We start from the raw sequence: 18,031 nt of genomic DNA on the forward strand, positions 1-18,031 counted from the left end.
ATCATGCTGCGTCGGAGCGGCCCGACGCGACGGCGGCGTGCCGGTCGAGCCGCGCGACGGACACTGCGGCGCGCGCGGCCCGGTTGGCGGCGAACAGGAGGAAGATGACGCCCGTCGAGGCGACGAGGTGCGACCCGGCCGCGGACGCCAGGAGGTCCACGCCGACACGGACGGCGATGACCACGATCCACAGCGCGAGACCCCACCCGCCGGTGCGCGACTCGTACACGGCGACGTCGCGTCCGTCAGGGCCCATCCTGATCGGTTCGGGCAGCGGGCGGAACGCGGCGATCCGGCCCATCCAGGCGCCCACGGCGAGCGAGAGGAGGAGCTCGCCGGCGATCGCCGCCAGGTCGAGCGGCGTGAGGGGCACAGGCTTCGCCTCCTGGACGAGCACGATCGCGCCGACCGCGGCGAGGACGGCGGGGAAGCGCCACAGCCGCGACACGGCGACCGGTCGCCAGGTCAGCTGCCGGTACCCCACCCAGGCGAGGAGCAGCACGATCAGGATCGCGTTGGCGAGCAGTTGGACGGTCATCTCGGGGTCTCCTTCCGGCCGCTCCGGCGGCCACGCTTCGAGCCTCGCGGCCGGCGCCTCCCGCCGGCACCGCCCCCGGGTGGAGATCGGGTGGAGGCGCGGGTGGACTTCCCGCGCTCCCGCTCCGGAGGCGATCCCGCGGCGCGCCCCAGACGGCGCGACTAGGGTGGGAGCGTGCCCCAGAACCCGTCGGTGGTCCTCGCGGAGAGCGGCTACCTCGCCACCATCGAGCCCGACCGGTTCGTTCCCGGCGCCTTCCAGCTGGTGGTCGACGGCACCCCGCAGTCGCACGTCAACCTCGACGACCCGTCGCAGCTGTTCTTCGAGTACGTGCAGCGCATGGGCACCGTGATCGACCTGATCGGCGAGCCCGGTGAGCCGATCACCGCCGTGCATCTCGGGGCCGGGGCCCTGACTCTCCCCCGCTACATCGCGTACACGCGGCCCGGGTCGAGGCAGCAGGTCGTCGAGCTGGAGAGCAGGCTCGTCGACCTCGTCCGCGAGAACCTGCCCCTCCCCCGCTACGCCCAGATCCGCATCCGCCACGGCGACGCCCGGGAGGTGGTCGGCAAGCTCCCCGCGGGCCTCCGCGGCGAGGTCGATCTGCTCGTGGTCGACATCTTCAGCGGGGCGCGCACCCCCGCCCACGTCACGAGCGTCGAGTTCTACCGCTCGGCCGTGTCCCTGCTCAAGCCGGGCGGCATCGTGCTCGTCAACGTGGCCGACGGGCCGCCGCTGTCGTTCGCCCGCAGCCAGGTCGCGACGCTCGGCGCCGTGGTCGAGAACGTCGCCGCTCTCGCCGAGACGCAGGTGCTCAAGGGGAGGAGGTTCGGCAACGTCGTGCTCGTCGGGTCGGACTCGCTCCTCCCGCTCGAATGGCTGCCGCGACTGCTCGCGAGCGGACCGCACCCCGCCAAGGCGGTCGCCGGGGAGGAGCTCCGCGCGTTCGCGGCGGCCGCCCCGATCGTGACGGACGCGACGAGCGTGCCGTCGCCTCCGCCGGCGCGGAACATCTTCCAGACGGGCAACCGGCGCGACTGAGGCACCGCACGCTATGCGTGCCGGAAGCGCACCGCCTGCCCGGGTCGCAGCTGCGCGAACAGGTCGAGCGACGCGGAGGCGACCACCGCGACGACCGGGTAGCCGCCGGTGACGGGGTGGTCTGCGAGCAGCACCGTGGGCCGTCCATCGGGCGGCACCTGCACGGCACCCGCCACCATCGGCTCGCTCGGCAGCTCGTCGACGACAGCTCGCTCGAGCAGCGGCCCGTGCTGCGGTCGCACCCCGCGCGCGTGCGCCGGGATGCGGGGCGCGTCGAGGCGGGCACCGACCCGGTTGGCGTCGGAGCCCACCCGCCACTCGACGTCGAAGAAGGCGTCGACGGCTGCGGCCGTGAACCAGTCGGCACGCGGGCCGCGGTGGGCCCGCACCTCCACCGGCCCGTCCTCCGGCTCGGGCACCGGCAGGAAGTCGAGCAACGGGATCGGCGCAGTCGGCGCCGGGCCGAACGGGACCCGGTCGCCCGCGACGAGGGGAGGCGGCCCCAGCCCCGAGAGCACATCGCGCGACCGGGACCCGAGCACCGCGTGCGCAGCGAGCCCGCCGCGGACCGTCAGATAGCGACGCACCCCGTGCTGCGGCGGCCCCAGGCGAAGCACATCGCCCGGCTCAGCGCGCAAGGGGAGGTGCGCATCGACGAGGCGGGAGGCCTCCGCGGGGCCGAGCTCGACCCGGCCCGGCGCTCCGGTGATGGCGAACCAGCCACCGGTCTCGAAGCGCCCCGTGAACCCGCCGAGCAGCAGCTCGAGACCGGCGCATCGCTCATCGTTGCCGAGCAGACGGTTGCCCAGGGCAAGCGCGCCGCGGTCGAGCGCGCCGGACGGGCTCACGCCGAGGTGGGCGTGGCCGGGGCGGCCCAGATCCTCCAGCAGCGCCTGCGGACCGGGGTCCAGGACGAGGAGGCTCATCGCACCTCCACGAAGCGCACCTCATCGCCGGGCACGAGCAGGGCCGGGTTCTCCGCCTCCGGATCCCAGAGCACCGCGTCGGTCCTGCCGATCAGCTGCCATCCGCCCGGACTCGAGCGCGGGTAGACCCCGCTGAACTCACCGGCGAGACCGACCGCCCCAGCCGGAACCGACGTCCGCGGCGTCGCCCGGCGCGGAACCCGGAGCCGGTCATGGTCGGTGACCAGATAGCCGAACCCGGGGGCGAAGCCGCCGAACGCCACCCGCCACACCGAGCCGGTGTGGCGGGCGATGACCTCCTCAGGCTCCACACGGAGCAGGTCTGCGACCTCTCCGAGATCGGGCCCGTCGTAGCGGACGGGCAGCTCGATCACTCGCGACGAGCCCGAGGCCGCGTCCTCGGGGGGCGTCCGCTCGACCCACGCCTCTACTCGGGCGAGAGACAGGAAGCGCGGGTCCACCGTCACCGCGATGGTGCGGGCGGCGGGAACGAGATCGACCACACCGGCGGGCCGGGTCCGCGACAAGGCGCGGTAGGCCGAGAGCACGTCATCGAGGCCCTCGAACTCGACGAGGAGGGCGCTGTCGCCGTAACGGACGACCCGGCCTGTCACGCGAACGCCTCCAGCGCGACCCCCGACCGCTCGAGGGCGGCGCGGACCGCGCGGGCCATGTCGACCGCCCCGGGGGTGTCGCCGTGGACGCACAGCGAGTCGGCCTCGACAGCGATCTCCGACCCGTCCGCTGCTACGACGCGCCCCTCGGTCACCAGGCGGACGGCGCGATCCGCGATCGCCTCCGCGCCAGACAGCACAGCACCCGGGAGCCGCCGGGGAACGAGCGTCCCGTCAGCGCGGTAGCCCCGGTCGACGTAGGCCTCGCGCACGAAGCGCAGGCCGGCGTCGTCAGCGAGCCGGTGCACGACCGAGCCGGCCAGGCCGACGAGCGGGAGGGCCGGGTCGAAGGCGACCACTGCCTCCACCACCGCTGCGGCCTGCTCGGCGTCGGCGACGATGCGGTTGTAGAGGGCGCCGTGGGGCTTCACGTAGCGCACAGCCGTCCCCGCGACGCGCGCGATCCCGGCCAGCGCGCTCAGCTGGTACAACACCTCGTCGCGCAACTCGGCCGACGGCACCTCCATCGGGCGCCGGCCGAACCCGGCCAGGTCGCGGTACGAGACGTGAGCGCCGACGGCGACGCCTCCCTCGGCCGCGAGCCGGCACGTCGCGAGCATCGTGGAGGGATCGCCGGCGTGGAAACCGCACGCCACGTTCGCGCTCGTGACCAGCCGGAGCATAGCCGCGTCGTCGCCGAGCTCCCACGCCGCGAAGGACTCCCCCAGGTCGCTGTTGAGGTCGATCGCGCGCGGCATGGCTCTATTGTGGCGCGGACGCACCCGCGAGGGGACGCGCGCTGCGAGCAGCGCGGGCGCGGTGGGCGCGGACCTTGGCCCGGTTGCCGCAGCGCTGCATCGAGCACCAGCGGCGGGTTCCGGAGCGGGACGTATCGAGGTAGACGAGTTCGCAGTCGTCGGCGTCGCACTCCCGGATGCGCCCTTCGATGTCGGGCCCGAACACGCGGACGGCGTCGCGCGCGATCGAACCGAGGGCCTGCTGCGGGCGCGCCGCGGACCGACCGGCCTGCCGGGAGCCGCCGGCGAGCACCGGAGGGATGTCCGGCATCGCGGCGAAGAGGTTGACGACGTCGACGTCCTCGGGCGCGAGCGGCTCACCACGACTCGCGTGCGCGGCGAGCCGGGCGATCGCGGCGCGGAGGATGTCGCCGTCGCGGAGTTCGTGGGCGCCGGGCGCGGACGCGATCTCGGGAAAGCGGTCGACGAGCCAGGCGGCCATGAGCTCCGGAGGACTGTCGGTCATGTGCTGACCGCCGATGCTGGCGAAGTCGAGCGCCAGCGAGCCGGAGTCGAACCACCAGCGGGGTCCGCCTTCTGCGTCCATCCACTGGCCGGTGGCACGCGGGAGGATGGAGTCGGTGGGCATTCCACCAGCCTACGTGGCTGCCATACTGACGGAATGACGGAGACCGGGCCGAGGACCGCGACGCGTCCCGATCCGCACGTCGTCCTGGAGGGCGAGACCGTCCGGCTCCGGGCCCTCACCCGTGAAGACCTCCCGGACCTCTTCGACGCGATCGGGCGTCCCGAGGTGTTCGAGGGAGGCTGGGGAGGCGGCCGGGCCGCGTACCGGGACGCCTACGCGGCCTGGCACGAGTTCATCCTGGGGTACCTCGACTGGGACCGCGCCAACGTGACCGCGGTGGTCCTGCGCGACGGCGACCGGCTCGTCGGGACGACCACGCTCGGCGACTTCGACGTGGTGAACGGGTCGGCGCACATCGGGTGGACCGCCTACGCGCCCGAGGCATGGGGCACGCGCGTCAACGCCGAGACGAAGCTCCTGCAGCTGGGCACGGCGTTCGATCACGGCTTCGAGCGGGTGAAGCTCCAGGCGGATGTGCTCAACGAGCGGTCGCGCGGCGCCATCCTGCGGCTGGGCGCGCAGTTCGAGGGCGTCCTACGGCACACGCAGCGCCGGGCGGACGGGACGTGGCGCGACACGGCCGTCTACTCGATCCTGCGGGAGGAGTGGCCGCGGGTCCGGGAGGGGCTGGAGGCGCGGCTGCGCGCCTCCACGGCGTCGCTCTGACCGTCAGCGCTGCGCCGCGTGCTCGGCGCCCTCGGCGGCCGCGGCCGCGGCCATGCGGCGCTGGGCGGGCGTCACCTCCCGGTGCTGCCACGAGATGAGGTTGGCCGAGTCGAAACGGCGGCTGCACGCTCCGCACGCGAGCGCGCGGGCCGGCTTGCGGTAGCGGTAGTGCGTGTGGCCGTTGGGGCAGGTGCCCACCCAGGGCGCGAGGTCATCGGCGATGGAGCCGCCGTGGAGGCGCTTGCCCTCGTAGCCGAGGTCGAGCGCGATCGCGCGCCAGCGCGGGCCGTGGCCCGCGCGCGAACCCGCCAGCGCGTGCGCGACCTCGTGGAGCAGGATCTGGTGGATCTCGTCGTCGTCGTAGCGCGCGGCGAGATAGCGCGAGACGGTGATGCGCTTGGCCGTGTAGTTGCAGAGCCCGGCGCGCGTCTTCGCGTTGTCGAAACCGAACGACCAGACATGGGGATCGAGGTGGAGGGCGATGAGCGCCTCCGCCCAGCGCCGGACCCGGTCGAGCTCAGCCATCAGCGGGCGGCTCCGTGGGAGCAGCGGGGTGCGGCCGGTCGCTTCATGCCTGGAATCCTACGCGGGGCCCCCGACTCGCTCCAGAGGAACACGGGTCAGCGGTCGTCCGCGGCTGGTCCGCCGGAGCCGCTCCCGCTCTGCTCCTCGGGCGAGCGCGCGCCCTCGCGCTCGGCATCGCGCAGGCCCTGCACGACTGCGACCGCCGTGAGCGCCCCCTCGATCTCAGCGGCGGAGGCGCCCATCTTCTCGCGCAGGAAGACGGCCGCCGTCATGTCGGCGAGCGCGTTGTCGTAGTCCTTGACGTCGAAGTAGACCTTGCCGCGGTTCTGCACCGCGAACGCCTCGAGCGCCGTCCACTCGCGGCCCTGCGCCTCGTCGGCGCAGCTGGTCAGCTCGACGACCGCCTCGTCCGCCTTGCCCTGGTACTGCAGCACCTGGGCGCGGCGGATCCGCGCGCCGAGCAGCTGTTCGCGGTCGCCGGTGAACCGCGCCTGCCGGACGGCCTCGTTGGCGACGACCATCGCCTCGTCGAGCCGCCCGAGCAGGCGCAGCAGCACCATCTTCTCGTTGAGCGCGCTCAGGCTGCGCAGGCTGCCGAGCTCCTCCAGGCGTTCTTCGGCAGCGTGCACGTCGACCTGCTCACGCAGCGTGGACGGATCGTATCCGAGGATGATGCTCAGGGTCTGCTCCTGTGGTGGTGGTTCCCCTCCACACTACCCGTCTGCCGCGCGGTCACCGGGAGCGTCAGTCGACGACCCGGACGTCCTTCCAGAACGCGACGTAGTTGCTGTAGTCCTTGCCGACCCGGTCGAACGAGCTCGGGTACGGCTGCGGGTAGCTCCAGGCGCGGTCCTGCAGAACGGTGTCGCCATCCTTCACCGAGAAGTACTGGCACTCGCCCTTCCAGGGGCAGGTGTAGGGAGTGTCGCTCTCGACCAGGTGCTCGGACTTCACGCTCGCGGGCGGGAAATACCAGTTGCCCTCGATGCGGATGAGGTCCTCCTGGGGGGCCTCGGCGATGACGGTGTCGTTCAGAACAGCTTTCATGGGTACAACCTCCTGTTGGGCCGAACACACGGTACGCCCGAGGAATTCCGCGCCCCCGGCGATCCCAGCGGATGTGGAGCAGCGCCGGGTCTCAGCCTGCGGTGGAGGACCTCAGCACGGTCACGTCGTCGCGCGTCCCGACCCTGCCGAGCGCGGCGATGTCAGCCGGGTCCGCTCCGGCCGCGATGAGCGCCTGTCCGGAGGCCGAGGCGGTCAGGAGGTGCGCGACGGCCCCGCGAAGCCCGGTGAAGGAGGCGCACGCCGCGGCGGCCTCCGGGGAGGCGTAATCGATGCCCACGGACGCCAGGGCGTCGACCAGTGCACCGGCGGCCAGGAGGTCTTCGACGGCGAACCGGGTCGCGCCTCCCGGCGTGCGGCCGCCCGCGGCGACGAGGGAGACCATCGCCCGGCGCCCGAGCCGGACCTGCTCGTCGAGGATCCAGCGGGCCACCGCGGGGGCGTCGGCGAAACCGGCGCGAAGGAGCGCTGCACCCGTGGCCCGGGCGAGGGAAGGCGGAAGGTCAAGCGGGTCGGGCCCGTCGAGCACGTCGACCCACGCGACGACGTCGGCGTCGGCGGCGATCGTCTCGGCGCCCTCCGCCGCCCAGTCGAACCGGACCTGGTACTTGGCCTGCGCGAAGGCGTCGGGAACGGGGGTGGGATGCTGCCGATCGGTCACCGTGACAGCGTAATCGGCGCTGCCGGGCGCCTCCGATCCGTCTCGCCCGGGGAGGGACGCATCTGCTGTCGGATCAGGTCAAAGTCGTGCCGTGTCAGCTCGATGAGCCCGCGGCGCAGCTGGTAGCCCCAGTCGGGACGGTCGCGCGTGAAGTCGAGCGAGCCGAGCAGCGGCCTGATCGGCGTCTCCATGGCGTCGTGATCCCAATCGATCCGGCGGCGCCACGGCTTGAAGTCGCCGGCCGGCCCCACCATCGACGGGCCCTGCGTGACCTGGAAGACGTCATCGTCGGCGATCCGTCCCACGGCGGTGAAGTGCTTCAGCGGCTCGCCCTCGGGATACGACGCGCGTGGCGAGTAGTACACGAACCCGTCGGCGACATGCATCCGCTCGAGCGGGGCGCGGGCGCCGTGGTTGACCTGCGCGAAGCCTCCCGCCACGCCGCGCAGTACATGGTCGCGTTGCACCACACCCAGCCAATAGCGGATCGCCATGCCTTCGTTGTACCGCATGCCACTGTCATTGCGTGCGTTTGCGCGGCTAGTCCCTTCACAGATTGACGCGCACGAGGTTCTATTCACAGCCCGAGGTCCGATATTTGAGATTTCGCCAAGTTCATCGTAGCGTTCAGACGGTGCAACGATCCAGGCGAGCCACCGTGAGCGAGACAGGTGAACGGCCCCTCTGGACCACCGATTTCCGGCGCCTCTGGTGGGGCGAAGCCGTCTCGTTCTTCGGGAGTCAGCTGACCCTGTTCGCGATACCGATCGTCGCGCTCACGCACCTCCATGCATCCGCTGCGGAGGTCGCGTGGTTGACCGCCGCTTCGGGGGTGGGAACGCTGCTCTTCCTCGGTGCGTTCGGACCTTGGACGGATCGAGGACGGCGGACCCGGTTCATGTCGTCGCTTTCGCTGCTCCGAAGTGCGGCACTCGGGGTGGTGGTCGTGCTGCTTCTCACCGACCACCTCAGCATGCTGGTGCTTGCTGTGGCGATCGCAGTGATCTCAGGACTGACCGGGCTCTACGAGAGCGCCTTCTCCGCTCTCGTGCCAACGATCGTCGACAGGTCTCGGCTGACCTCGGCCAACAGCTGGGTGGCGGGCATCAGGTCGGCGGGAGACATCGGCGCCGGCGCTGCGGCTGGGGCCCTCCTCCAGCTCTTGTCGCCGGTCGTCCTTTTCCTCGCAGACGCGATCAGCTATCTTGTGTCCGCCCTCTCGGTCGCCGGAGTGCGTGACCACCCGGCACGCGCCATCCCGCGGCAGACGTTCGGCGAGTACACCAGATCGCTCGGGAACGGTATGCGGACGCTTCGGCGGAGCCCGATCATGTGGCCCACGACCCTCGCCATCGCGCATTTCAACCTGTTCACGTCAGCGATCCAAGCCGTCTACCTGGTGCATGCGCTGCGATCCGGAAGCATGTCCCCTGTGGAGGTCGGAATCGCAGGGACGATCGGCGGGTGCATCGGGTTGGCGTCGACGGCTCTCGCGCCCCTGGTCTGGCGACGCTACCGCCCCGCGCTCGTGCTGACAGCAACCTTCTGCTTCCCGGCAGCATCTGCGATCGGCATAGCCGCACTCGACCGGGCCGGCGGCCTGTTGAACGTCGCACTGCTCGGGGTCTCGCTTGGGAGCTGGGCGAGTTGCGTGATGATCAACATCGCCGGCACGGAGACGCTGAAACAATTGACCATCCCCGAAACCGAGATCGGCAACGTTTCGGCGGCCAGCCGGATCCTCACCTGGGGGATCGATCCCGTCGGCGCGGCGTTGGCAGGCGTACTGGCGCTCCTGTTTCCGACGGCTTTCATACTGGTCGTCGGCGCCGCCGGAGTCGTCGCGTCTTGCGTGTGGGTTCTGGCGTCTCCGCACCTCCGTGCGCTTCGCATGCTCACGGAGGCGGTCCCGCTGGCGTAGCCGCCGGGTTCTCCTTCGGTCGCGCCACACGGAACCTCGGAAGACAATGCCAGCCGTTTCGCGGGCGGTGGGGTGAGACTGGCGGGGTGAGAGTGCTGCTCAAGCTGCTGCTGGACTGCGACCCCGATGCCGCGTGGCGGGCCCTTCAGAGCCCGACGGCGTTCCGGGAGGTCGCCCTGCCGTGGCTGGACTTCCGGTCCGACGAGCCGGCTGGGTTCCCGACGACGTGGGGCCGGGGCGTGCACCGGGTGAGCGTGCGGGCGCTCGGCGCGTTCACGGTCGGGACGCAGGCGATCCGGCTCGACACGCTGCGGGTCGACGCACCCGGCGAGCGCTCCACCCGGATCCTCCGGGACAGTGGAGGCGGCACCGGCGGCCTGCTCGCGGCTGTGCCGCACCTCGACCACCGGATGGCCATCGCTCCGGACCCGGCCGGTCCGGACGAGGACGGCCGGCTGCGAACCCTGTACCGCGACCAGCTGATCGTGCGCGCCGGTGTGCTGACCCCGCTGGCCTGGTACACGTTCTGGGCGTTCTGGCAGTGGCGGGGGATGCGCCTCCGCAAGCTGGCGCCCACGTGGGCATACGATCCACCGACGGCGAGCGACGCCGCCGGACAGAGCTCCACGGAGGAGGGAGACGCATGAGCAGCACCATCGACTCGGCATCGGAGGGCGGCGCCGCGACCGCAGGTACGGGCCGCCGCGCCATCACCGCGGTGCAGACCGCGGACTGGAGGCGGCGGGTCTTCGCGCTCTACGCCTCCGTCCGGCGACTGGCCGCCAGCGACCCCGCCGCCGCGCACGCCCACTGGCGCGCCACCCGCGACGAGTTGTTCTCCTCGCACCCCGCCTCCCCCTTGCTGGACGCCGATCGGGAGAACTTCAGCGGCCTGCCGATCGTGCCCTACGACCCCGAGTGGAGGTTCGAGCTGCCGATCGTGCCGGCCGACGAACCGCGGCGCATGGACGTCGACACCGGCACCGACGGCGTGGTCCCCTTCGAGCTGCTCGGGACCGTCCGGGTGCCGCTCGCGGGCACCCTCGACGTGTGGCGGCTCGCCTCCTACGGCGGCGGCCTGTTCGTGCCGGTCAAGGACGCCCTGGCGGGCAAGAGCGGCGGCACCTACGGCGGCGGCCGCTACCTGATCGACACCATCAAGGGGGCCGACCTCGGGATCGCGGCCGACGACGAGGAGGCGACGCTCGTCCTGGACTTCAACTTCGCCTACAACCCGTCCTGCGCCTACGACCCGGCGTGGGCGTGCCCGCTCGCCCAGGCGGGAAACACGCTCGCGACCGAGATCCCCGTGGGCGAGCGCTACACCGGCAGCTGGTAGCGGGAGGCGCCTCCCTCAGCGCTCGACAAGGGTCAGCCGCTGCGTCGGGCGGGTCATCGCCACGTAGAGGGAGGCCGCACCGCGCACCGACTCCGCTGCGAGCGCATCCGGGTCGGCGAGCACGACCGCGTCGAACTCCAGGCCCTTCGCCTCGTAGCCGGTCAACACGGCGATGGGGCGATTGAGCCCGTTCGCTCCCCGGGCTGCCGTATCGCCGAAGCGCGACAGCACAGCCGCGGCGACCTCGTCGGCGTCGCGCCGGCTCACGATCACAGCGAGGGTGCCCTCCCGGTCGATGCCGCGGTCGTGCTCCACAGCGGCGACCACGGACTCGGCGAGCGCAGCGACCCCGTCGCCGTTCACCCGGACGCGGCGGATCGGCCAGTCGCCCTCGCGGACGGCGCGGGTCGGCGTGATCGGGAGCCCCGCCTCCAAGGCCATGCGCTCGGCCTCGCGTGTGATCTGAGCGGGCGTCCGGTAGTTGACGGTCAGCTCCTCCAGTCGCCAGGCGTCCTTGAAGGAGGGGCGCAGCGCCTCCTCCCAGCTGGCGGCGCCGGCCGCAGACGCCACCTGGGCGATATCGCCGACGATCGTGAACGACTTCATGGGGCAGCGGCGCACGAGGACGCGCCACTGCATCGGCGACAGTTCCTGCGCCTCGTCGACGACGACGTGCCCGTACGTCCACGAGCGATCGGCGCCGGCGCGCTCCGCAGTGGTGCCGCGGTCGACCCGCTCGGCGAAACCGTCGGCCAGCTGTTCTGCCGAGACCAATCCCTGCACGCCCATGTTGCGGATGGCCGCGCGCGCGTTCTCGAGGTCGCGCTTGCGCTGCCGCTCGCGCTCGCGGTCGGCGGGGTCGGGCCGGCCCGGGAAGTCGCCGAGGAGTTCGGCGGCCTCGTCGAGCAGCGGCACGTCCGACACGGTGAACGGCTCCGCGCGGTCGCGGTGCAGCGCCTCCCGCTGTTCGGCGGTCCAGCGAGGCGTGAGCTCGGCCAGCCAGGCCGGGCGGGCATAGAGGTCCTGGAGGACCTTCTGCGGGGTCAGCGGCAACCATGCGGTGTTGAGCAGCACCCGGACGTCATAGGAGGTGCGCAGATCTTCGCGCAGCACCTTCAGGTCGGCTTCGTCGATGGTCGATCCGGAGGCGCGCAACTGAGCTGCGAGCTGGTCGGTGAGCTCCGAGAGCGCTTGCTTGACGAACGTGACACGGGCGACGTTGTGCGGTTTGCCCGTCCGCTGGGCCTTGGCTATTGCACGGCGCACGAGGTCGGGGCTCACAACGAGGCGCTCGTTGTCGACGACGATCGTCTGCTCGGCGTCGGGCGCCTTCTGCCGCGACTTGACCGCCCGGGAGATCAGGCGCGCCATCTGAGCCGACCCCTTGAGCCGCGCGGCCAGCGGGGCGTCCTCGGCGGTCGCCTCCACGCCCGGGAACAGCTCGCCGAGCGACTGCATGACCACGCCGGTCTCGCCGAGCGAGGGCAGCACCGCCTCGATGTAGCGGAGGAAGGCGCTCGAGGGTCCGACGACGAGCACGCCGGAACTGCTCAGCCGCTGACGGTTCGCGTACAGCAGGTAGGCGGCCCGGTGGAGGGCGACGGCCGTCTTGCCGGTCCCCGGGCCGCCCTGCACCACGAGGGCGCCGCGGAGATCGGAGCGGATGATCCGGTCCTGCTCGGCCTGAATGGTCGCCACGATGTCGTGCATGCGGCCGGTCCGCTGAGCGGTGAGGGCGGCCAGCAGCGCTCCCTCCCCCTGAACGTGCTCGCCGGGCTCGCTCCCGTCGAGCAGGGACTCGTCGAAGACCTCGTCGTCGATCCGCGTTACCTGGCGGCCGCTCATCGTCAGGTGCCTGCGCGCCCGCACGCCCATGCGCTCGTTGGCGGTCGCCTGGTAGAAGGCGCTCGCCTGCTGAGCGCGCCAGTCGACCAGGAGGGAGCGCTGCTCCTCGTCGCGCAAACCGATCCGGCCGATGTAGCGACGGTCGGTCCCGTCGGCCGGGTGCTCCAGCAGGAGGCGGCCGAACACGAGCCGCGCGTCGACCTCCCGAAGCTGCACCAACTGGTCCTCGTAGAGCTGGGCGAACGAGTCGCGCTCGCTGCGCGCCTGGTGGTTCCCGCCGACGCTCTCTCGACGCACGCGCGTGAGCCGATCCTCGGTGTCGGCGCGCAGCGCGTCCAGTCGTTCGTACAGTTCCGAGACGACGGCGCGTTCGCGATCGAGCTCCGATTCCAGCACGCCCCAGCCCACCTCTCGTTTCCGGGCCGACAGTCTACTTCCTCCGGGTGGGGCGGTGCTCAGGTTTCGGTCGCGGGCGTGCACTACAGTGGATGTGCGGGCCGCTCCGGTCCGCTGCGTCGTAGAACGCTTCGCGTGTCGCGCCGGGTCCGCCCCGCCCACGCTTCTTCATACGGCGAACGACTGCCCCGCTCGGGGCGCTCGCCACTGCTCCGGTCCTCTCGCACCGACCGGATCCCGATGCCTGAAAGGCACCCCCTTTGTCACAGACACCCACTTTCGCCGCTCTCGGCGTGCCCGCTCCGCTCGTCGCCGTCCTCACGGCCGACGGCAAGTCCGCTCCGTTCCCGATCCAGGCGGACACCCTCCCCGACACGCTCGCGGGACGCGACGTCCTCGGCCGCGGCCGCACCGGCTCGGGCAAGACCATCGCCTTCGCGCTCCCCCTGGCCGCGCGCCTCGGCACCGTGCTCGCCGGCGGCAGCCGCCGCGCGGGCCGCCCGCTCGGCCTCGTGCTCGCCCCGACCCGCGAGCTCGCCACCCAGATCGCCGCGACCATCCGGCCGCTCGCCGACGCGTACAAGCTGCGCGTCTCGACCGTGTTCGGCGGCGTCTCCCAGAACCGCCAGGTCGCCGAGCTCAAGGCCGGCGTCGACATCCTCGTCGCGTGCCCGGGCCGCCTGGAAGACCTCATGAAGCAGGGATTCGTCTCGCTCGACGCGGTCGAGATCACCGTGCTCGACGAGGCCGACCACATGGCCGACCTCGGCTTCCTCCCCGGCGTGACCCGGATCATGCAGGCGACCCCGGCCGACGGCCAGCGCCTCCTGTTCTCGGCCACCCTCGACAACGGGGTCGACAAGCTCGTCAAGCGCTTCCTCCACTCACCGGTGCTCCACTCCGTCGACGACGAGACCAGCCCGGTGGAGGCGATGACCCACCACGTGCTCGAGGTCACCTCTCCCGACGAGAAGAAGGACCTCGTCGAGGCGCTCGCCTCCGGCACCGGCCGCCGCATCCTCTTCACCCGCACCAAGCACCAGGCGAAGAAGCTCGCCAAGCAGCTGACCGCGTCGGGCATCCCGTCAGTCGACCTGCACGGCAACCTCGCGCAGGGCGCGCGCGACCGGAACCTCGCCGCGTTCGGCGAGGGCTCGGTCAAGGTGCTCGTCGCCACCGACGTCGCGGCCCGCGGGGTGCACGTCGACAACGTCGAGCTGGTCGTCCACGTCGACCCGCCGGCCGAGCACAAGGCGTACCTCCACCGCTCCGGCCGGACCGCCCGGGCCGGCAGCGCGGGAGACGTCGTGACCGTGATGCTGTCGGCGCAGTCCGACGATGTCCGCACGCTCCTCCGCAAGGCAGCCATCTCGGCCACGCCGCAGCGCGTCACCGCCGGTTCGCCGGTCGTTGCCGAGCTCGTCGGGGAGGTGGCGCCTCGCGTCGCCCCGGTTCCGGTGCAGCACGAGCAGCGCTCCGCCGGGACGGGGACGTCCCAGGGCGCCAACGCCCAGCGGAAGCGCGCGCGGCGGAACGGGCGGCCGCAGGCCGGGTCCGTCGGGGCGGGGCAGAGCGCCGGACGCGGACAGGGCGGCGAGCGCGGCCAGAGTGCCGGGCGCGGACAGGGCGGCGAGCGCAGCCAGAGTGCCGGGCGCGGACAGGGCGGCGAGCGCAGCCAGAGTGCCGGGCGCGGACAGAGTGCCGAGCGCGGCCAGTCGACGCGAGGCGCTCAGGGCGCCGGTCGCACACAAACGGCTGAGCGCCCTCAGGGTGCCGGCCGATCGCAGAGCGCTGCGCGCGGTCAGAGCAGCCAGGGCCGGCGCACGCACGAGGCGCCGTCGCACGCACGCACCACCGACGCGGGCGTCCGCCGCGGGCGCGGTTCGCGCCGCGCGCAGGGCTGAGCCGGGTTCACGTGCCGCTGCACCGGGGCTGAGCCTCGGGGCGGCGGCGCTCTGCGTTCACCGCGGTCACAGCGGACGCGGCAGCAGGCTCAGCGCCGGGCGACCGCGGCGAGGCGTTCGACGCCGGCGATGACGCCGTCCACCAGCACGGCGAAACTGCGATCGAGGTCCTGCGGGATGCCGAAGCCGCCCCCGAGCTCGAGCGAGACGAAGCCGTGGATCGCGCTGCGCAGCATGCGGATCGCGTCCACCATCTCGTCCTCCGGGAGGCCGAACCCCCGCAGCACCGCCTCCAGGACGGCGAGCGTCTCGGCGGCCCGGGCGGCGAGCTCGCCGTCGGCGGGAGAGCCGAGGTCGGCCGCGACCTGCGTGGCCGCGTATCTGCCCGGATGAGCGATCGCGAATGCTCGCAGGGCGTCAGCGGCGGACCGTACGGCGTCAGCGCCCGATCGCCCGATCGTCGCGCCGGCGAGCACGCGCGTCAGCTCGCCCATCGCCTCCACGGCGACCAGGCGGCGCAGGTCGTCGAGGGATGCCACGTGCTTGTACAGGCTCGGCACCGCCACGCCGGCGCGCGACGCAACGGCAGCGAGGGTCAGGCGCTCGAATCCGGTCGTCCCGCCCTCGTCGATCACGTCGACCGCCACCGCGGTGACCGCGGCGCGCGTCAGACCCGCCCTAGGCACCGGTGGCCCACTCCGAGCCGTCGCGCCGCCCGGCCAGGAAGGCCAGCGTGCGCGGCACCGTGACGTCGGGCCGCTGAGCCTGAGGGTAGTGCGCGGCGTCGCTGACGAACTCGGTCTCGGCGCCGAGGGACGCGATCCAGTCCAGTTCCGCCTTCGGGTCACGGAAGTCGGGGTCCAGCTCGCCGATGAAGGCCAGCATCGGCGCGTGCACCTCGGGCAGGCGCGGCTCGACCACCGAGTGCGTGAGCTGCAGGGTGAGCCGGCGGAAGGAACGCAGCCGCCCGGGCTCCTTGAGGTTGGCCCGGATGGCGGCGACCTGCTCCGGGAGCCACGGTGCCTTCCGGCCTCGGTTGACGGTCTTCTCGTAGTAGCCGGCCCATGCTCCGGCTCCCCAGAACCCGGCGAACAGGACGCGGTACATGGCGTGCATGGCGGCGACGGCGGCACGGCTCATCGCCGGGTCGCGGAGCAGCGGACCGTAGAGGACGAGCCCCGCGACGAGGTCCGGCCTCTCCGCGGCCGCCCACGCGGCTGCCGCGGCGCCCATGGAGTTGCCGAGCACGACAGCGGGGCCGCCGAGTTCTTCGATGAGTGCGATGACGTCCTCGCCCGTCGCGATGTCTCCGAAGGTCCGGAACGTGGTGTCGGAGTCGCCGTGCGCGCGAAGGTCGGTGACCGCCACGCGGTAGCCCGCCTCCACCAGCGGACGAGTGAGCTCACGGTAGGTGGAGCGGAGGTCGCCCATGCCCGGCACGGCGACGACGAGCGGGCCGGAGCCCTCGACGGTGTAGCTGACGCGTCCCTCCGGACGCTGCAGGTACTGGACCTGCGGAGTCGTGGAAATGTTCATAGCCCTTAAGCTAATACCATTAGCCAAAGCGCGCAAGAGCGACTTTTTCGACGCCTCGCGCTCCCGGTCAGCGGATGCGGCCGACGGACGCCATGGCCGCCTTGACGAGCGCGCCGCGACCACCCTCGAGCTCTTCGCACACCGTGGGCGAGACGGCCTCGTCGGGACTCATCCACGTGATCTCGAGCGCATCCTGCCGGGGCTCGCAGGTGCCGGTGACGGGGACGACATACGCCAGGGACACCGCGTGCTGGCGCTCGTCCGTGAACGGCGACACTCCGGGCATCGGGAAATACTCGGCCACCTGGAACGGCACCGGGCTCGCGGGCAGCAGCGGGAAGGCCATCGGGCCGAGATCCTTCTCAAGGTGGCGGAAGAGCGCCTCCCTCAGGGTCTCGCCGTACATGACTCGGCCGGAGACGAGCGTGCGGGTGATCTCGCCGACCGCGTTGGCGCGGAGCAGCACCCCCACCTCGGTGACCTGACCGAGGCCGTCGACCCGCACAGGGACCGCCTCCACATAGATCAGCGGCAGCCGCCGCCTGACCTGCTCCAGCTCGATGTCGCTGAGCCACGCCGGACCGGGCTGCGGGACGTCTCCCGGGAGGTCGGGAGTGGGATCGGGGTCGGGAGTGCGGACGGCCATGGATGAATACTACGGAAGCGGGGGTCTCCGGCCCCCAGGGGACAGCGCGAGGCGTGGACGGGGGGCACTTCGATGGGGGCTGTGGAGGGAACGTTCGTTGAACGCACAATGGAGGGTGCCGTTCCCTGCCCCGGATCTCCGAATCGACCGTGACGCCGTCCTCTGGTCTGCGCCCGAGCGCGACCGGGTCGGGCGCCCGCTGCTGCTGCTCCTCCACGGCTACGGATCGGACGAGGCCGACCTCTTCGGGGCCGCGGCGTACCTTCCGCTCGAGCCGGTGATCGCCTCCATCCGGGCACCGATCCCCGAGGGCCCGGGGTTCGCTTGGTTCTCGCGCTTCACCAACGTTCCGAGCGACCCCCTGGCCGGGAACGCGGACGCGGCCGCCCGGGCCGTCCTCGACTGGCTCGACGAGCAGCCGCCGGCGCCAACGGGACTGCTCGGGTTCTCGCAGGGAGGCGCGATGGCCCTCCAACTGCTGCGGCTCGCGCCCGAGCGGTTCAACTACGCGGTGCAGCTCTCGGGCTTCGTCGTGCAAGGCCGGCAGGAGGGCGACGCCTTGCTCGCCGAACGCCGGGTCCCCGTGTTCTGGGGGCGCGGGACGCGCGATGACACGATCCCTGCCGCCTCCATTGCACGCACCTCGGAGTGGCTCCCGGAGCACGCCGCGCTCGACGCGCGGATCTACGAAGGGATGGGGCACGCGATCTCGTCGCTCGAGCTCGGGGACATCTCGTCGTTCATCCGGGCGCACCTCCCGCGCTGAGGGGCGCGGGCGCGGGGGCGGTGTTTGCGGCGCTGCTCGCGCGGCGGCGCTCGCGCGCGGTGCCGCGCCGTACTGCCGCGCCGTTCCGCCTAGCCCTACATTCGTGCCGAATGTCGTGATTGGCGCCCTCCCGCGCAACATTCGTGCCGAATCTCGTGAGCCCCCGCGACGCCCCCCTCGAGATTCGTGCCGAATGTCGCAATCCCACTCGCTTGGCGCCACATTCAGCCCGAATCTCGGGGCACGCGAAAGGTCG

At 72.2% G+C, this 18,031-nt stretch carries 21 protein-coding genes; 7 read left to right on the forward strand and 14 right to left on the reverse strand.

Features of this window, described 5'->3' with window-relative positions; all coding sequences use genetic code 11:
• Window position 1: 1 nt before the first annotated feature.
• Window positions 2-538 (reverse strand): hypothetical protein, encoded by a 537-nt coding sequence (locus FPT20_RS12355; protein ID WP_158865681.1) that lies wholly within the window; start codon window positions 536-538, stop codon window positions 2-4.
• 174 nt (window positions 539-712) lie between these two features.
• Between FPT20_RS12355 and FPT20_RS12360 the strand changes: the two genes are divergently transcribed.
• Window positions 713-1,579, forward strand: a complete 867-nt coding sequence (locus FPT20_RS12360) for a spermidine synthase (RefSeq protein ID WP_158865683.1) — start codon at window positions 713-715, stop codon at window positions 1,577-1,579.
• 11 nt (window positions 1,580-1,590) lie between these two features.
• Here the strand turns inward: FPT20_RS12360 and FPT20_RS12365 are convergent, their stop codons facing one another.
• The 4 genes from FPT20_RS12365 to FPT20_RS12380 are packed head-to-tail and all read right to left on the reverse strand — an operon-like array spanning window position 1,591 to window position 4,505.
• A complete protein-coding gene (locus tag FPT20_RS12365) occupies window positions 1,591-2,505 on the reverse strand; it encodes a biotin-dependent carboxyltransferase family protein (protein ID WP_158865685.1) in 915 nt (304 codons plus the stop codon).
• Window positions 2,502-3,119 (reverse strand): 5-oxoprolinase subunit PxpB, encoded by a 618-nt coding sequence (pxpB, locus tag FPT20_RS12370; protein ID WP_158865687.1) that lies wholly within the window; start codon window positions 3,117-3,119, stop codon window positions 2,502-2,504. The genes FPT20_RS12365 and pxpB overlap by 4 nt, the downstream gene beginning before the upstream one ends.
• The gene (locus FPT20_RS12375; RefSeq protein WP_158865689.1) at window positions 3,116-3,877 is read right to left on the reverse strand and encodes a LamB/YcsF family protein; all 762 of its coding nucleotides are present in this window, start codon (window positions 3,875-3,877) and stop codon (window positions 3,116-3,118) included. Before FPT20_RS12375 ends, pxpB begins: the two co-directional genes overlap by 4 nt.
• Before the next feature lie 4 nt (window positions 3,878-3,881).
• The gene (locus FPT20_RS12380) at window positions 3,882-4,505 is read right to left on the reverse strand and encodes a CGNR zinc finger domain-containing protein (RefSeq protein ID WP_233265505.1); all 624 of its coding nucleotides are present in this window, start codon (window positions 4,503-4,505) and stop codon (window positions 3,882-3,884) included.
• A 33-nt stretch (window positions 4,506-4,538) separates the two neighbouring features.
• Here FPT20_RS12380 and FPT20_RS12385 point away from each other — a divergent pair, with 33 nt between their 5' ends.
• Window positions 4,539-5,171: a GNAT family N-acetyltransferase gene (locus FPT20_RS12385; RefSeq protein WP_158865691.1), complete on the forward strand. Its 633-nt coding sequence runs from the start codon at window positions 4,539-4,541 to the stop codon at window positions 5,169-5,171.
• A gap of 3 nt (window positions 5,172-5,174) precedes the next feature.
• On the opposite strand, the gene FPT20_RS12390 is transcribed toward FPT20_RS12385, so the two are convergent.
• The 5 genes from FPT20_RS12390 to FPT20_RS12410 all read right to left on the reverse strand — a co-directional run bounded on the left by FPT20_RS12390 (window position 5,175) and on the right by FPT20_RS12410 (window position 7,934).
• The gene (locus FPT20_RS12390) at window positions 5,175-5,696 is read right to left on the reverse strand and encodes a SprT-like domain-containing protein (protein ID WP_158865693.1); all 522 of its coding nucleotides are present in this window, start codon (window positions 5,694-5,696) and stop codon (window positions 5,175-5,177) included.
• 95 nt (window positions 5,697-5,791) lie between these two features.
• Window positions 5,792-6,325 (reverse strand): hypothetical protein, encoded by a 534-nt coding sequence (locus FPT20_RS12395; protein WP_233265506.1) that lies wholly within the window; start codon window positions 6,323-6,325, stop codon window positions 5,792-5,794.
• A gap of 115 nt (window positions 6,326-6,440) precedes the next feature.
• On the reverse strand, window positions 6,441-6,743 hold the full coding sequence (locus tag FPT20_RS12400; RefSeq protein WP_158865695.1) for a DUF427 domain-containing protein: 303 nt from the start codon (window positions 6,741-6,743) through the stop codon (window positions 6,441-6,443).
• 91 nt (window positions 6,744-6,834) lie between these two features.
• Entirely contained in the window at window positions 6,835-7,422 is a 588-nt protein-coding gene (locus FPT20_RS12405; protein ID WP_158865697.1) for a 2-phosphosulfolactate phosphatase, read from the reverse strand.
• Complete coding sequence (locus FPT20_RS12410; RefSeq protein ID WP_158865699.1) at window positions 7,419-7,934, reverse strand: EVE domain-containing protein; 516 nt, start codon at window positions 7,932-7,934, stop codon at window positions 7,419-7,421. The genes FPT20_RS12405 and FPT20_RS12410 overlap by 4 nt, the downstream gene beginning before the upstream one ends.
• 146 nt (window positions 7,935-8,080) lie before the next feature.
• Between FPT20_RS12410 and FPT20_RS12415 the strand changes: the two genes are divergently transcribed.
• The 3 genes from FPT20_RS12415 (at window position 8,081) to FPT20_RS12425 (ending at window position 10,682) form a co-directional block, all read left to right on the forward strand.
• Window positions 8,081-9,343, forward strand: coding sequence for an MFS transporter (locus FPT20_RS12415; protein WP_158865701.1), 1,263 nt, complete (start codon window positions 8,081-8,083; stop codon window positions 9,341-9,343).
• A gap of 86 nt (window positions 9,344-9,429) precedes the next feature.
• Window positions 9,430-9,990, forward strand: a complete 561-nt coding sequence (locus FPT20_RS12420) for a hypothetical protein (protein WP_158865703.1) — start codon at window positions 9,430-9,432, stop codon at window positions 9,988-9,990.
• On the forward strand, window positions 9,987-10,682 hold the full coding sequence (locus FPT20_RS12425; RefSeq protein WP_158865705.1) for a DUF1684 domain-containing protein: 696 nt from the start codon (window positions 9,987-9,989) through the stop codon (window positions 10,680-10,682). Before FPT20_RS12420 ends, FPT20_RS12425 begins: the two co-directional genes overlap by 4 nt.
• Before the next feature lie 15 nt (window positions 10,683-10,697).
• Here FPT20_RS12425 and FPT20_RS12430 read toward each other — a convergent pair whose 3' ends face one another.
• Window positions 10,698-12,923 carry a HelD family protein gene (locus tag FPT20_RS12430; RefSeq protein ID WP_199245755.1) on the reverse strand — a complete coding sequence of 742 codons (2,226 nt, stop codon included), beginning with the start codon at window positions 12,921-12,923 and terminating at the stop codon, window positions 10,698-10,700.
• 260 nt (window positions 12,924-13,183) lie between these two features.
• Between FPT20_RS12430 and FPT20_RS12435 the strand changes: the two genes are divergently transcribed.
• On the forward strand, window positions 13,184-14,827 hold the full coding sequence (locus FPT20_RS12435) for a DEAD/DEAH box helicase (RefSeq protein WP_158865710.1): 1,644 nt from the start codon (window positions 13,184-13,186) through the stop codon (window positions 14,825-14,827).
• 89 nt (window positions 14,828-14,916) lie between these two features.
• Here FPT20_RS12435 and FPT20_RS12440 read toward each other — a convergent pair whose 3' ends face one another.
• The 3 genes from FPT20_RS12440 to FPT20_RS12450 all read right to left on the reverse strand — a co-directional run bounded on the left by FPT20_RS12440 (window position 14,917) and on the right by FPT20_RS12450 (window position 17,009).
• A complete protein-coding gene (locus FPT20_RS12440) occupies window positions 14,917-15,513 on the reverse strand; it encodes a TetR/AcrR family transcriptional regulator (RefSeq protein WP_233265507.1) in 597 nt (198 codons plus the stop codon).
• On the reverse strand, window positions 15,506-16,363 hold the full coding sequence (locus FPT20_RS12445) for an alpha/beta fold hydrolase (RefSeq protein ID WP_158865712.1): 858 nt from the start codon (window positions 16,361-16,363) through the stop codon (window positions 15,506-15,508). The genes FPT20_RS12440 and FPT20_RS12445 overlap by 8 nt, the downstream gene beginning before the upstream one ends.
• 67 nt (window positions 16,364-16,430) lie before the next feature.
• Window positions 16,431-17,009, reverse strand: a complete 579-nt coding sequence (locus tag FPT20_RS12450; protein WP_158865714.1) for an NUDIX hydrolase family protein — start codon at window positions 17,007-17,009, stop codon at window positions 16,431-16,433.
• Window positions 17,010-17,124: 115 nt separating this feature from the next.
• On the opposite strand from FPT20_RS12450, the gene FPT20_RS12455 reads away from it, so the two are divergent.
• On the forward strand, window positions 17,125-17,775 hold the full coding sequence (locus tag FPT20_RS12455; protein ID WP_158865716.1) for an alpha/beta hydrolase: 651 nt from the start codon (window positions 17,125-17,127) through the stop codon (window positions 17,773-17,775).
• Window positions 17,776-18,031: the final 256 nt, after the last annotated feature.

Source organism: Leifsonia sp. AG29, assembly GCF_009765225.1.
In the GTDB taxonomy this organism is placed as follows: Bacteria; Actinomycetota; Actinomycetes; order Actinomycetales; family Microbacteriaceae; genus Leifsonia.

Coding starts and splice junctions, on each gene's coding strand:
- FPT20_RS12380 (WP_233265505.1), bottom strand. CDS start 4,505: ATGCCCACCGACTCCATCCTCCCGCGTGCCACCGGCCAGTGGATGGAC.
- FPT20_RS12355 (WP_158865681.1), bottom strand. CDS start 538: ATGACCGTCCAACTGCTCGCCAACGCGATCCTGATCGTGCTGCTCCTC.
- FPT20_RS12445 (WP_158865712.1), bottom strand. CDS start 16,363: ATGAACATTTCCACGACTCCGCAGGTCCAGTACCTGCAGCGTCCGGAG.
- FPT20_RS12385 (WP_158865691.1), top strand. CDS start 4,539: ATGACGGAGACCGGGCCGAGGACCGCGACGCGTCCCGATCCGCACGTC.
- FPT20_RS12375 (WP_158865689.1), bottom strand. CDS start 3,877: ATGCCGCGCGCGATCGACCTCAACAGCGACCTGGGGGAGTCCTTCGCG.
- FPT20_RS12400 (WP_158865695.1), bottom strand. CDS start 6,743: ATGAAAGCTGTTCTGAACGACACCGTCATCGCCGAGGCCCCCCAGGAG.
- FPT20_RS12425 (WP_158865705.1), top strand. CDS start 9,987: ATGAGCAGCACCATCGACTCGGCATCGGAGGGCGGCGCCGCGACCGCA.
- FPT20_RS12410 (WP_158865699.1), bottom strand. CDS start 7,934: ATGCGGTACAACGAAGGCATGGCGATCCGCTATTGGCTGGGTGTGGTG.
- FPT20_RS12365 (WP_158865685.1), bottom strand. CDS start 2,505: ATGAGCCTCCTCGTCCTGGACCCCGGTCCGCAGGCGCTGCTGGAGGAT.
- FPT20_RS12450 (WP_158865714.1), bottom strand. CDS start 17,009: ATGGCCGTCCGCACTCCCGACCCCGATCCCACTCCCGACCTCCCGGGA.
- FPT20_RS12390 (WP_158865693.1), bottom strand. CDS start 5,696: ATGGCTGAGCTCGACCGGGTCCGGCGCTGGGCGGAGGCGCTCATCGCC.